Below are 13,497 nucleotides of genomic sequence, written 5' to 3'. Positions count from 1 at the left end.
TTACTATTTCTATTGGCATAAAATTTGTTTATTTTCTAGGCATACTCATATCAAAAAAAGATCTTACTATGCCTGATCCTAAAAAGTTTGAAAGAACGCTCGACCGGTTTGGACACTATGCCGTTGAAGCTTTTCATTATTTAGCTTTATTCATTATCGGCTGTATGGTGGCTTGGTCAGCTGCACATACCGTTTTTGAAATTTTAACTATCAAAAAGTATGCTTCAATTGATGATATTTTATTATTATTTATCTACTTAGAACTTGGAGCGATGGTCGGTATTTATTTTAAAACCAATCATATGCCGGTTCGATTTCTTATTTATGTGGCAATTACAGCCTTAACGCGTTTGCTGATTTCAGATATCCAACATGACCATAAAGCGGATATCGATCAAGTCATTATTACTGGTTCAATTTTAATTTTAGCGATTTCTATTTTAGTGGTTCGTTTTGCTTCATGGAATTATCCATCGGTCATGAAAGAAAAGCACTCAAAGACTCCAGCATCTCTAAAAACTCCTCAACCCCAAGATGATGAATTAGCATAAAAAAGGCCTCAAATATTGAGGCCTTTTCATATCTATATTTTTCTTTTAACGAACACGATAAACTTGGTGGTGTGAATCAACTAATAAATATTGATTCGGTGTTTTCACCCAGTGATATCCACGTGGTGGCTCATATAAACGGTGTGCACGCCAGTCTGAAACAAAGTAGCGGTTATCACGATATTCTACAGGAATACGCTCCCCTCGCTTGATTACGACATATTCATGGCCACGGTTCGCATTTGACCAAACTGGTGGTCTATGGTCATCGCGTCGATCATAACGATGATCATAGTGCTTTTCATAATGTCGATTATCTCTACCGTGATAATCATCCCAGCGATTATTTGAATCCGCCATCGCAGTAGCAGATATACCCAACATTAAAGTTGAAAGTACAAGAACGATTGGCTTTTTCATGGTGCATCCCTTTTGTCTTGATATAGAGCTAGATTAAAAGAGAGTCGAGGAGAAACCATGAATAAAACAGACTTGATTGATATTGTTTGTAATGACTATAAAGAAAATATGAAGAATCTGTATCTGTGCTACCATTAGCATTTTCCAAGCTAGGTCAATTGCTGTGTCTGAAATCAGTTTTGAACGTCTTCATCAATTTTTCTGCAAAGTTCCAAGTGTACAAGAAGCCCGTATCATGGCACATGGAGCAGATGGCGAACACGCTTGGTGGTTTAAGTTCAGTATTGATGTAGAACACCCACTTGCATGGCAAATCGTACAAGAACTCGGTCATGTTTTAAATTATCTCTCGACGAATGAGCGTCTACCAACACTATTTTTTCCGGTGTCACCACCACCTTATATGAATGGTGAAGCAAAAGACTTTTTATCGTGGATTATTCAGTGTAATCACCCTGAGTTTAATCCAGATGTCGTTTGTGATTGGCTTGAGGCACGTTTACCTAATCCTGTAGATGATGAATCTCAGTGGAAAATCAAGACTGATTTGAGTGAAATAGAAAAGTTAGATGATAAAGCTTTGGATCAATTAATTCCGCCTGCACCTTAAATCGGACTTATGGCACAGCCTTTACTCACAGTGATATTCTAATATCTTTTGTATAGGCTAATGCCTCACTTTTGAAAGGTCAAAAGTGACAAAAACCTTTGTTTCACTGATGTTGCTTCCCTGCAACACAGTGAAACGGCGACATCCATGTCGCCAATCACCTTGCTAATTTTATACAAAATCACGGCAACGAATAAGCTCCAAGTTTAGAACCAAACTAAGCAAGACTCCGTAGTGAACATATCACCTCAACTTTTATATAAAAAATAGAATTAGAAAGTCGATAACCCTGACCATTCCATAAAACGATAAATCCAATACTTCACTTTAGACTCATCGGCATACTTCGCGTAATCCACACTCATCTGTTTGCCTTGCAAGTTTGACCATGACGTATTGAAGTAATCCTGAGCATCTTTAAAAACTTGATCTTGAACTTTGCCGATAACCAGCATATCCGTTTCAAGGTTGTAATTTTTTAAATTACGGGCCGTAAAGTTGGCAGATCCTACAATCAACTCAGCTTGCTGGTCGTTATATTTCAAAATCATTTTGCTATGGTTCTGCTCACCATGAGTGTCACACCAGCGAATTGGTATACCAGCAGCATGTAGTTCTGAAGCAACCTGACGGTTTGGAATACCATTCTTTTGTCTTCCAAATGCATCTTTATTTGGATCAAGTAAAACACGAACAATCACACCTCGTGCTTGAGCATTTTTTAGAGCTTCAATAATCTTGCGTTCAGACAAATAGAACATACTCAAATCGAGATGTTCTTTAGGTTTAGCCGAGTTAATTAGTTTCAGCACAGATTCATAAATCGCGCCTTCAGTTAACACTTGAACTTGAGGCTTGGTTATATCTTTTTCAAAGTCACCTAAAATCAGTGATGGAGAGCTACTTCCAGATATTTGTGCAACAGCAGCTTCTGTTTGGAGAATATCAGTAGCTGTGGCTCCTGTTACAACCAACGCCACATTAGAGTGTCTCGAACTACCATCGTGTGGATTTGCTGAAGTGACCAATGATTTCCAGCCAGCATCGGTATCAACGACCAATGTCTTACGGTGATTCGCTTTAAAATTAAATAAGTTCAGATAACTGCGTAATGTAATTTTTTCATTACCAAATGGGTTTGGAAGCCAGCCTTTGTCTGGATTATTTCCAACATTCTGACAACAGATATACCAAAAACCTGACCAAAGTGGATTCGACGCCCGTAAAGGTGCCAGATTTGTTTCAATAACATCAACCCCAGCTTGACGTAATTGACGATAATGCTCAGGCCTTAAACCACCATAAACTGAGTTAATCGGGTCAGTAATCAATACAATCTGAATTTGATGGTTTTGTCTTTTTTTATTGATTAATGCATCAGTCAGCTCTTGCATCAATGGTCTTTGCTTTATTTTTGAATCACCGACTTCTGAATTAAACAAGAACATATCGACCACTATCGTAGTCTTTGCCTCATCAATCATTTTTAAGATTTCATCAAAAATATGCTGATCAAGCTTCTGCTGACCATTGGCATCAAGATAAGTTTTATCTGCTAAAAATTTGACATCGGCATGTCTAAGCTTGCCACTAAAGTTAATGCCCTGTGGTAATGGTTTTACTGTGTGGTAAATTGCCGATGCAACATATGCAATAGCAACAACGCAAAGTAATACCGCCATATAACGACGCCCTGACCAATTTATTTTTTGATGAATCCGCTGAAAAATACGCATAAAAAAGACCTAACTTGATCATTTCAAATTAGGTCTTTTAGCTTGATTTTTCAAGTTTAGTTTCGTGTTAGGCTTTAGAAACTAAAGTTCACACCTACAGTAAAATTACGTCCGACTTGTGGAACATTTGCGAGGAAAGACTCATGCTGATAAATGCGGCTGTCTAACAAGTTATTGGCATTCAGGAACACTCGGTAATCACCAATGTTGCTATATTTCCCGTTATAACCAACGCCTAAATTCAGCATGTTATAGCTCTGCCCTCTAGTTTCATAATTAGCAATATCATCTTGTTTAAATACATGATAATACTCGGCAGAACCATCCCAGCCATCACCAAAATCTGCTTTGACTTTAGTACCTAAACGTCCACCAGGAATACGTGGTGCATTTTCATTATCAATTTTGCCGCGAACATAATCGCCAAATAACCCTAAATTATATACAGGTGAAATTTGGTAGCTTAGGTCAGCATCGACGCCATAGAACTTCGCTGCATCTTGACTATATTGAATAAGACGGAAGCCTTGGAACTCATCCAAAGTATTGGCATAAATGAAATTATCAAAACGGTTATGGAACACACTTACATTGTATTTCAAGAGGTCATTATTAAAGTGCAAGCCTAACTCAACATTATTTGAGCGCTCTTTCTTAAGGTTATCATTACCCAACTCATAGGTATTGGTCGCCATATGAATACCGTCCGAATACAACTCTTGAGCAAATGGCAAACGCTCTTGGTGTGATGTTGTGAGGGACAATTTGTATTGCGGAATAAATTCCCAGCTTGCTGTACCAGCAACTGAATATCCAGTACCCGTGTAATTCTTTTGATCTGACTCAATGTCGATAGTTTGATGGTCAACACGAGAAGAAACCGCAAGATTGACGTTATTGATTTGTTTTTGTTGCAAACCAAATACGCTATAACGTTGGGTTTTGCTTGGGTCCATAATCGACTCATCACCAACAATATTCAGTTTTTGTTGGGTATATTGCGCACCAATTTGTCCTGTCCAACCAGCCCAAGCATTATTTTCTAATGTAACTCGGCTATCAATCCCTTTGCTTTTAAAGGTTGTTCCGACATCAGTATTATGCATTTCTTCATGTTGATAATCGGTATAGCTTGCTTGCGCTGCAACTTTAGCAAAACCCGCAAACGGGTCTTTTAACTCACCTTTTAAGTCATAACGCTTTTCTTTGAGATTAATCCATGACGCATCATGTTCGTGACCAATTCCCTGATTGGCTGATGGGTCACCTGCTCCGCACACCAGATGCAAGCCATCACGTTCACATGAACCAAAAAGCTCATTATCAGCAGGAATACCATATTGATCGTGGCGCTGGCTAAATGAAGCACCGATAAATCCACGGTCACCAATCCAAGACAGTCCAGCATTATAGTTTTTAGAGTCGGCAAAAGTGCTGTCCTGACGACGCTCATCTGTTTGTAATTCTTTAGGCAAGATATAGTCATTGGCATCGCGTTTTAAACCACCAACGCGTAGCGCAACATGATCACCTAAACCAACTGTCGCTTGCCCTGAATAAAGTAGCTCATCACTACCTGAGTTGTAGCGAACACCAGCTTTTCCTTGATAGCCCTTATCTGGCATGCTGGTTGGAATTTTTTCATCAACAACATTCACCAGTCCGCCGACTGAGCCTGCCCCATATAGTAATGCTTCAGCACCATTTAATATCTGAATATCTTGGGCAGAGTTTGGATCAACCGTAACGGCATGGTCTGGCGATACAGATGAAACATCCATTACATCGCCACCATTTTGTACGATCTTGACGCGTGTACCATCTTGACCACGAATCACAGGACGACTCGCCCCTCCCGTATATTGAGCTGAATAAACCCCTGCCTGACCATTTAAGGCATTACCAATACTGGTTGCCCCTTCTGCCAAAGACGTATTGTTAGGTGGTACTGTAGTTTCTGCTTTAACCTTAATTGTTGCCAATTCGGCAGGTTTCTCTTCCTTAGTATTTGTCTCATCTGCTGCCATCACTTGCTGAATAGAAAATGATAATAATGAGAGAACAAAAAGCTGTGTTTTGAGCTGCATAGTCAATGACCCATATTTTTTTGTTATATTATAACATTCCAAACGTTTTGCAATAAAAAACATTAGTCGAAGGCATGTTTCGTTAGACTCATTGTTTTGATGATGTGAGAAGCTTCCTTTTCCAATGCCTTTTACAATCTCTCATGCTGTTATCGCTCCACCGATTGCTAAACTAAGTCGAAACATACTGCCTATTGCTGCACTCGCTATTGGTAGTATGACACCTGACCTTTACCGCTTATTTACAGTTCAGTCCAGTATGCTGACTCATCAATGGAAAGGTTTGCTCTACCCAAACCTTGCATTAGGTTTATTGTTCTGTGCTATTTGGTATTTACTTTATCGGCCTGTGGTTTACCGTTTTTTTGGTATTCAGCATGATTTGAAATTAGGCTCTTTTAAACGTTTTATCCAGTTTTTTATTGGAATTATATTTGCGCTTATTATCGGGATAGCCACTCATCTCATTTGGGATGGTCTTACCCACTCTGACTTTAGAACATTCATCTTCCAAGATTTTTTATCCCAAACGGTTCATTTCTTTGGTCGCCCATATCCTTTGCACCGTCTACTTCAACTCGGTTCTTCTGCTCTAGCATTACCCTTTTTAGGTTGGATGAGTATTCATTACTATCAAAAACATAAACAGCACTGGAAAATAAGTCATAAAATTAAAATTTTTGCATGGTCGCTGTTTATTTTATCTACCCTTTTGGGCTTATTTTCTTTTTGGGATTATGCCCGTTACATTCCTCATGAAGTTTGGCATACCGATACCTATTATTTTACAGGTCGATCTATTAATGAGTTCATGCAAGGTTGGTTAAGTACTTTTAGTTTAGGGTGCTTATTATTCCTGTTTTTAGATCGGCAACAAAGAATGGGCTAATGGGTAAACTTGCTGCCAAATTGCTCATTTTTAGCTAAATTATAGCTGTTTTTTGATCTAGTTCTTGTCGCATGCCATTCAACAGGGCATAATCGAAAACTTACTTTTTTGACGGTGCGCGGTTTACGCATCCGTCTTTTCAGCCAATATAGTTTGGATAATCTTCATCATGATGCGAACTCATTACTGCGGCTCTTTAACTGAAGCCCAAATCGACCAAACCGTTACATTATGCGGTTGGGTACATCGTCGCCGTGACCATGGCGGTGTTATTTTCCTTGATATGCGTGACCGTGATGGTCTCGTTCAAGTGGTTATTGACCCAGATACTCCAGAAGCATTTGCAACTGCAGATAAAGCACGTTCTGAATATGTATTAAAAATTACAGGTCGTGTTCGTCGCCGTTATGAAGGTACTGAAAACCCAAATATGGTGAGTGGTCAAATCGAAGTGTTAGGCAAAGAAATCGAAGTTCTTGCTGCTTCTGAAACTCCGCCATTCCCGTTAAATGATGACACGATTAACGTGTCAGAAGAACACCGTTTAAAATATCGTTTCTTAGACATCCGTCGTCCAGAAATGCTAGATCGTTTACGTTTCCGTTCTAAAGTAACTAACTTGATTCGTAACTATTTAGACGATCACGGTTTCTTAGACGTTGAAACTCCAATTTTAACTCGTGCAACTCCTGAAGGTGCACGTGACTATTTAGTACCAAGTCGTGTACAAAATGGTAGCTTCTACGCACTTCCACAATCACCTCAATTGTTCAAACAATTATTGATGGTGGGTGGTATCGATCGTTACTACCAAATCGCGAAATGTTTCCGTGATGAAGACTTACGTGCTGATCGTCAGCCAGAATTCACTCAAATCGACATTGAAACATCGTTCTTAAACGACGATGAAATCATGGATTTGATGGAAGGCATGACTGTTAAATTATTTAACGACTTGCTTGGCGTAAAATTTGAAAAATTCCGCCGTATGCCATATAGCGAAGCTATGCGTGACTATGCATCTGACAAACCAGATTTGCGTATTCCGTTGAAACTCGTTGACGTTGCAGACTTAATGCAAGAAGTTGAGTTCAAAGTATTTGCTGGCCCTGCAAAAGATCCTAAAGGCCGTATTGTTGCCTTACGTGTTCCAGGTGCAGCATCATTGCCACGTAGTGCAATTGATGAATACACTAAATTCGTTGGCATCTATGGTGCAAAAGGTTTGGCTTACATCAAAGTTAATGAACTCGCTAAAGGAATTGAAGGTCTTCAATCTCCAATCGTGAAATTCATTGAACCGATCGTACTTGAGCTGTTGGAACGTGTTGGCGCGCAAGATGGCGATATCGTATTCTTCGGTGCTGATAAAGCTAAAGTTGTAAATGATGCAATGGGTGCGCTTCGTGTCAAGATTGGTCATGACTTGAACCTTTCAACTTGTGAGTGGGCTCCACTTTGGGTTGTTGACTTCCCAATGTTTGAAGAAACTGACGATGGCAAATGGACTTCTGTTCACCATCCATTCACATTGCCTAAATCTAGCGTAGAAGACGTGAAGAGCAATCCAGGCGAAGCACTTTCTGTTGCTTACGACATGGTATTGAATGGTACTGAAGTTGGCGGTGGTTCACTTCGTATTTACACATTAGAAATGCAAAAAGCGATTTTTGAAGCGCTTGGTATTTCTGATGAAGAAGCAGAAGAGAAATTCAGCTTCTTACTTAACGCACTTCGTTATGGCGCTCCTCCTCACGGTGGTTTGGCATTTGGTCTTGACCGTTTAGTAATGCTTATGACTGGCGCGACTTCAATTCGTGACGTTATTGCATTCCCTAAAACGAAAACTGCTGAATGTCCACTTACTCAAGCACCTGCTCCTGTTGAAGCGAACCAACTTCGTGACTTGGGCATCCGCTTACGTGAAAAGCCAAAAGCTGAAGAATCTAAATAATTTTTAGATTTTCAAATTAAAAAACCCTGCTTATGCAGGGTTTTTTAATGAGCGAATTTTAATGAGACATTTCTTTTTCAAAGCTTGAAACCGTATCAAATTTCTGTTCAAAAATCTGAATAATTTCTTTTTTTAATTTTTCAAAATCAACCACTTGCTCATCGTCATTTAAACAAATCTGTGGAAGCTGCTCATTTTTAATAACATGATCAATTTCAGGAAGATTTTGTATTCTTAAGTTAAAGTTTTGGCCGCGCTCAAATATATTTACAGGGTAAAAGCGGTCTGAACAAAGCTGCCATAACCTAAACAAATATTGGTTAACATCTAAAGGCTGCCTAAATCGATGACTTGATACCTCCTTCAAATAAGCTTCTTCATTTTTCCACACTTCTTCAAATACCGATTTCAAAAATGGTTGAGGCAAATGAGTACTATAGAAGCTTGAGTATTTTCGATTATTTAAACTTAAGAAATTACCCCAATTATTACTTATCGAATATCGAGGATTAAAAAGTGCATAAGGATTTTTTCGAAATAATTTTCTCTTATCAAAATATTTATTAATAATCGCAACATCAGTCAAAGCAACTGCGCCTAAAAAATTTTCCTCACCAACAACCATCAAAGGCTGTAGCCGAATACCATCACAAGGTAAGCCATTTTTAAAGAAAAACTCTGGTTCTAAAGATCTATTAATAAAAGTATCATCATTGAAATATACAAAATGCTCTGCAAGCCCTTTTATTTTATGAATATTAATTTCAATAGCATGAGAGTTAAACGTAGGTAAACAATTTGATTCTATAATTTGATCATGGGTAACCAAGTTTAATTTAGGATGATTTTCAACTAAAAATTCAGGGAAATGACCACAAGTTACAAGGTGAATTTTTCGTACCCAAGGGCAGAATTTCTCAACTGATCTGAACCAATATTGAAGATTATCCCAGTCTCGATAGCGGCATTCATCAACGAGTTCCGTCACCTGTATATTTGTTTCTTTAGATTTATAATATATATAATCTTGCTGCCATTCAGTATCAGTTGAGTCGACCCAAATCATTACAAAATCAATAGGCTGCATTATTCTCCCCTGGCTAAATTCAACAAGATAATAAAAGTTTTAGCAAATAAGAGGGATATTACTATTTATTAATGTTAATAAAAGTTCACAATTCATTCATATTTTTATTTTTTCTAAACAATTTCGTTAATTCATAGTCTATTGAGGTGACAGTGGGCAAATGGCATAATAGCTGCTCTTTTCTCCCGCATGGTAATTGATTATGGCAATGCGTCCTGACGTTCGTCGACATGCTTTAGTCGTGATTGTATTCTCTTTAGCACAATGGTTTTTCATGCGCTATATCCTTGCCCATGAGTTATTCAATTTAACAACGAATCAACGTATTCTTTATTTTTGCGTAAGTAGCCTTGTAGGTGCATTACTTATTTTTGTTGCGCTGATTTATATGGTACTTAAAGGAAATGCGGATAAAAATTAATATCCGCCCCTTCATAAGATTTAGATAATTCTCAACCTACTTGCTAATATAGTTGTCACATAACTGAAGCAGTTCCGGATGTCTATCATGCTGGTGGACAACCGGAATAATTTCTTGATTGCGATTAATAATAAAGCCTTGATCATTAACTGCAATTTGATCTATTGGATATAGTCCAAGCGTTACAATAATAGATTCAAATGGCTGACAACGAATTGTATTGGCCAATTCATTAGTAATTAATAGTTTATTATGCATGGCTTGATCATAAATTCTTTCAGACATTTTTTGATATGGCTGTTTGCAAAATTCTTCAATCATCTTATTGATGTAGACTTTAATTGATTCCCGATCACCAATAGTGACACCTGAACAAGAAACTTGCTCATCTTTTGCAATGTTATAAAAACTCTCTCCATATGCATCCAAGATCCATTTTTGGTTATATTGCTCAGTACCTATGGTGAAATCCGGATTCTCCATCCCAACAAATAAACCCTTACCAAGATTTTTAAAAGGATTACTTTGGAAAAATACATCTCGAACGTCGCTAAGCAATACATGTGAAGCATCAGGATGGCTTTCTACAATTTCCTTATATTCAAAGAAACGGCTCACATGCGGATAACCTGTGATTTTAAGCGCTTTTATCTTTGATGCAGAGTTTTCCTCATTTACTGTTAAGCTAATAATTCTCTTTAGAATATTTTTAAAAAATTTAAATTTATAAATACCAGAATATTTTGATTTGGATTTAAATTTCCCAATTGTTGAAATTTTAAAATCAATTTTAAATTTCTTAATATGAGAAAATGCCGTAACAAACTCTGCAAGTTGCTCTTGATATATAATTAAAACCAAGACCCCATTAAAATCTGACTTTTCCAAAGAACATACAAAGGAAGAGATAAGGCCAGCCTGATATCCTGTTGCTGACCCAATGATAATATTTTTTTGCTTAATCATAAAATTAGTAAGAAAACCTAAAAAAACGGCTAAATTATATATTTATTAAGTATATATTTCTTTAATTTAACTCTTAAGTAACGTAAAAAATCACTGTCATCTTGAGAAAGAGGCGTAATTAGACTCCTTTCCTTTTCTAAGTAACTTAAAGCATCATTATTTTCAATAATGGGATGATCGAATAAAAAGCTGACATAGAAGCTAAAATCCCCTCGTCCTACAAGGCCCTGCCAATGATCATAAATTTTTATCGGTTGATGATAATCAACCAACATTTGTGCCATTTTACGATCTACAACATAGGCATAAGCATAGGCAAGTTTTTCAAGATAGTCGTAATCAACTTTCAAAATTTTCTGGTTATATAATTCTTCAGGTAAAAATTTTCCACGAACGCGGTTGCAAATTTTCATTTGAATACCGCCCAAGCTTAGGAAAAAACAAGGATCTAAATTCAAAGAACGGATGTGTTTTTCTAAATCTTGAAAATCAATTTCAAATCTTTCGATCACATCATCTTCAAAAATAATTGCATATTCTTCATCGGAGCTTAAAAAATCTTTTAAAGCAGCAATATGAGACATGGCACAACCAAGCTCACCAGGCGTCATCGGTTTTTTCTTGCCTGCTACACCTTGTTGAAAATACTCACTAACACTTAAATTTTTCCCTATAACCCCAAATTGCTTGAATTCATCGCGATATTTGTAAAATGTTGGCTGAGAGTACAGCTTTTTTAAACGTTCACTATTCGTAGATTCAATACTGATTAAATATTTTTTCATTTCATTCAAATGTTAAAATGAGTCATGGATAGTCTATCTAATTATAGTTATATCGAGTGTAAAATTTAATGCTAAATCGCCTAATCCAAAAAAAATGGTACAAGTACCAACAAGCAAAAAAAGCAAAAACTTTTGACTCTCATTGGTATATGCGTTTTGGCTGGTTAGAACAACCTTTTACAACACTTGAACAATTAAATTCTCTCTTTGAGATCCACTCCCCTAGAAAGTTTACTTTTGCAGATAGTTTTTATGCTTATGAAAATGGCCGTCATTTCATTTTTTTTGAAGAAGTTGATGATGAACATCCAGTAGGTTTTCTTTCTGTTTTAGAAGTCTTTAAAGATGGCACCTACACGCCACCAGAGACAATCCTAAAGCTCGATTATCACCTTTCTTATCCTTGTGTATTTAAGTTAGAAGACACTTGGTACATGATCCCAGAAACTTCTGCCAACAAGACGATTGAACTTTGGAAATGTACGGAATTTCCCCTGAAATGGGAAAAACATTCCAATCTGATTGAGAATATCGAAGCAGTCGACAGCACCCCTTTTTATCATGAAGGCTTATGGTATCTTTTTACTTCAACGCGTCGTGATTGTAAGAAATTTGGTGACCGTTTAGACCTATTCTTTACCGAAGATATTTTAAATCCGAGCTGGCAAGAGCACCCAATGAACCCAGTGTGCCGAGGCAGTCAGCAGTTCCGTATGGCAGGTAAACCTTTTATTTATAAAGGACAACTGGTTCGACCAAGCCAAGATTCTTTAAAACGCTATGGCGGCAATATCGAATTAAAGGCAATTACTCAGCTTAGCCCGACAGCTTATGAAGAAAAATTACTAGAAGTAGTTTTACCAGACTGGAATCAAGCAGATGACGGTTGCCATACCATTAATGTCGAAGATAACTTCGTGGTACTTGATGCCATCCGCCTTACACCGAAGAATAATTAAGTTTTCAGCAGGCCTTTATAAATATGAAGCGTCTGCTCAGCCATGGCTGGTACAGTCAGTTCAGCCTTGGCTTTTGCATATAAAGGGCTAAAGTCGTGTTGAGCTTCAGGTTGAAGCGCACATTTAATCGCTTTTGCTAAACCTTGTGCATCTCCAATTTCTGCCAGATATTGCTCTGGCAGCCACTCAATCACACCGTTTACTTTGGTTGAAGCCATTGCTTTATCAGCCTGTAAAGCTTCGACCATAACAAGTGGAAAACCTTCACGATCTGATGACAAAACCACGATATCTGCTAATTGCAACAAATCTCGAGCATCAGTTCTAAACCCAAGAAAAGTCACCCGATCTTGCATGTTTAATTCACTGACTTGTTTTTCTAAACTTGCTCGAAGTGAACCATCACCAATAATCCATAAATTGGCATCAATCTGTTGCATCGACTCAATCAGTAAACTGATATTTTTTACTGGCTCTAGACGTCCAATGCACATAACAACTTTCTTGCTTGTGTCTAGCTCAGCAAAATCTTTTCGAATAGATTGAAGTAGCTTTTCTTTATTTTCAGTTGTAAGAGCAGCTTGAGGATATACCCCGTTATAAACCACGTGTGCTTTAGACTCAGGAATGCCTTGCGTGAGTGCTTGGCTCACCGCAATAACCGCATCACCTGCTAAATACGCAGATTTATTCTTTTTCGTGCCGTGTACCGTCGTTACAAATTTTGGGCCAGATAAAAATGGCTTAATTCGGGCAATCAGCTCAGCCGCCTTTCCTGCTTGTGCATGAACAATAGCAGGTTGGATTTGTTGAATAAGATTTTTAAGTTGCCAGAGTAAAAAAATATTCCAACGGCTTCGCGCAAAATCAACCGCATGAAAATGTACTTGTTGGCTAAACTTGTCTAGATAGCAAGGATGTGCAATCACATGTACTTCATGGTTTAAAGCGAGCTCATTAACAAGGTTAAAAGTGTGCTGCTCTAAACCACCAACTCCACCACTAGTTGCCAATACCTGAACAATTTTCATA

The 13,497-nt window shown here is 37.7% G+C and carries 13 protein-coding genes; 6 read left to right on the top strand and 7 right to left on the bottom strand.

The window, feature by feature from the left end; translation table 11 throughout:
* The first annotated feature begins 68 nt into the window (after window positions 1-68).
* Window positions 69-551 carry a phosphate-starvation-inducible PsiE family protein gene (locus ACG59Z_RS12395; protein ID WP_311069851.1) on the top strand — a complete coding sequence of 161 codons (483 nt, stop codon included), beginning with the start codon at window positions 69-71 and terminating at the stop codon, window positions 549-551.
* 45 nt (window positions 552-596) lie between these two features.
* On the opposite strand, the gene ACG59Z_RS12390 is transcribed toward ACG59Z_RS12395, so the two are convergent.
* Entirely contained in the window at window positions 597-971 is a 375-nt protein-coding gene (locus tag ACG59Z_RS12390; RefSeq protein ID WP_400199653.1) for an RcnB family protein, read from the bottom strand.
* 163 nt (window positions 972-1,134) lie between these two features.
* Between ACG59Z_RS12390 and ACG59Z_RS12385 the strand changes: the two genes are divergently transcribed.
* Window positions 1,135-1,581, top strand: a complete 447-nt coding sequence (locus tag ACG59Z_RS12385; RefSeq protein ID WP_400199651.1) for a hypothetical protein — start codon at window positions 1,135-1,137, stop codon at window positions 1,579-1,581.
* Between the two features lie 272 nt (window positions 1,582-1,853).
* Here ACG59Z_RS12385 and ACG59Z_RS12380 read toward each other — a convergent pair whose 3' ends face one another.
* Both ACG59Z_RS12380 and znuD read right to left on the bottom strand, forming a co-directional pair.
* Window positions 1,854-3,317: a phospholipase D family protein gene (locus ACG59Z_RS12380; protein ID WP_400199650.1), complete on the bottom strand. Its 1,464-nt coding sequence runs from the start codon at window positions 3,315-3,317 to the stop codon at window positions 1,854-1,856.
* A 74-nt stretch (window positions 3,318-3,391) separates the two neighbouring features.
* Window positions 3,392-5,404, bottom strand: a complete 2,013-nt coding sequence (gene znuD / locus ACG59Z_RS12375; RefSeq protein WP_400199648.1) for a zinc piracy TonB-dependent receptor ZnuD — start codon at window positions 5,402-5,404, stop codon at window positions 3,392-3,394.
* A 124-nt stretch (window positions 5,405-5,528) separates the two neighbouring features.
* On the opposite strand from znuD, the gene ACG59Z_RS12370 reads away from it, so the two are divergent.
* Window positions 5,529-6,293: a DUF4184 family protein gene (locus tag ACG59Z_RS12370; RefSeq protein ID WP_400199646.1), complete on the top strand. Its 765-nt coding sequence runs from the start codon at window positions 5,529-5,531 to the stop codon at window positions 6,291-6,293.
* A 169-nt stretch (window positions 6,294-6,462) separates the two neighbouring features.
* On the top strand, window positions 6,463-8,247 hold the full coding sequence (gene aspS, locus ACG59Z_RS12365; RefSeq protein ID WP_263614574.1) for an aspartate--tRNA ligase: 1,785 nt from the start codon (window positions 6,463-6,465) through the stop codon (window positions 8,245-8,247).
* A gap of 58 nt (window positions 8,248-8,305) precedes the next feature.
* Here aspS and ACG59Z_RS12360 read toward each other — a convergent pair whose 3' ends face one another.
* Complete coding sequence (locus tag ACG59Z_RS12360) at window positions 8,306-9,334, bottom strand: stealth conserved region 3 domain-containing protein (RefSeq protein WP_311069846.1); 1,029 nt, start codon at window positions 9,332-9,334, stop codon at window positions 8,306-8,308.
* A gap of 202 nt (window positions 9,335-9,536) precedes the next feature.
* On the opposite strand from ACG59Z_RS12360, the gene ACG59Z_RS12355 reads away from it, so the two are divergent.
* Window positions 9,537-9,755, top strand: a complete 219-nt coding sequence (locus ACG59Z_RS12355) for a hypothetical protein (protein ID WP_311069845.1) — start codon at window positions 9,537-9,539, stop codon at window positions 9,753-9,755.
* Window positions 9,756-9,791: 36 nt separating this feature from the next.
* On the opposite strand, the gene ACG59Z_RS12350 is transcribed toward ACG59Z_RS12355, so the two are convergent.
* Complete coding sequence (locus ACG59Z_RS12350; RefSeq protein WP_400199643.1) at window positions 9,792-10,721, bottom strand: lipooligosaccharide outer core biosynthesis glycosyltransferase GtrOC6; 930 nt, start codon at window positions 10,719-10,721, stop codon at window positions 9,792-9,794.
* A 29-nt stretch (window positions 10,722-10,750) separates the two neighbouring features.
* Entirely contained in the window at window positions 10,751-11,506 is a 756-nt protein-coding gene (locus tag ACG59Z_RS12345; RefSeq protein ID WP_400199642.1) for a glycosyltransferase family 25 protein, read from the bottom strand.
* 68 nt (window positions 11,507-11,574) lie between these two features.
* Here ACG59Z_RS12345 and ghy point away from each other — a divergent pair, with 68 nt between their 5' ends.
* Window positions 11,575-12,465 (top strand): glycosyl hydrolase Ghy, encoded by an 891-nt coding sequence (ghy, locus tag ACG59Z_RS12340; protein WP_400199640.1) that lies wholly within the window; start codon window positions 11,575-11,577, stop codon window positions 12,463-12,465.
* On the opposite strand, the gene ACG59Z_RS12335 is transcribed toward ghy, so the two are convergent.
* Window positions 12,462-13,496: a glycosyltransferase gene (locus ACG59Z_RS12335; RefSeq protein ID WP_400199638.1), complete on the bottom strand. Its 1,035-nt coding sequence runs from the start codon at window positions 13,494-13,496 to the stop codon at window positions 12,462-12,464. The two genes, ghy and ACG59Z_RS12335, sit on opposite strands and share 4 nt — an antisense overlap.
* Window position 13,497 lies beyond the last annotated feature (1 nt).

This window comes from Acinetobacter sp. ABJ_C1_1 (assembly GCF_044684115.1).
Lineage (GTDB): Bacteria > Pseudomonadota > Gammaproteobacteria > Pseudomonadales > Moraxellaceae > Acinetobacter > Acinetobacter nosocomialis_A.
The sequence above is the reverse complement of the archived record's forward strand: the minus strand, read 5'-3'. Positions and strand labels throughout refer to the sequence as shown.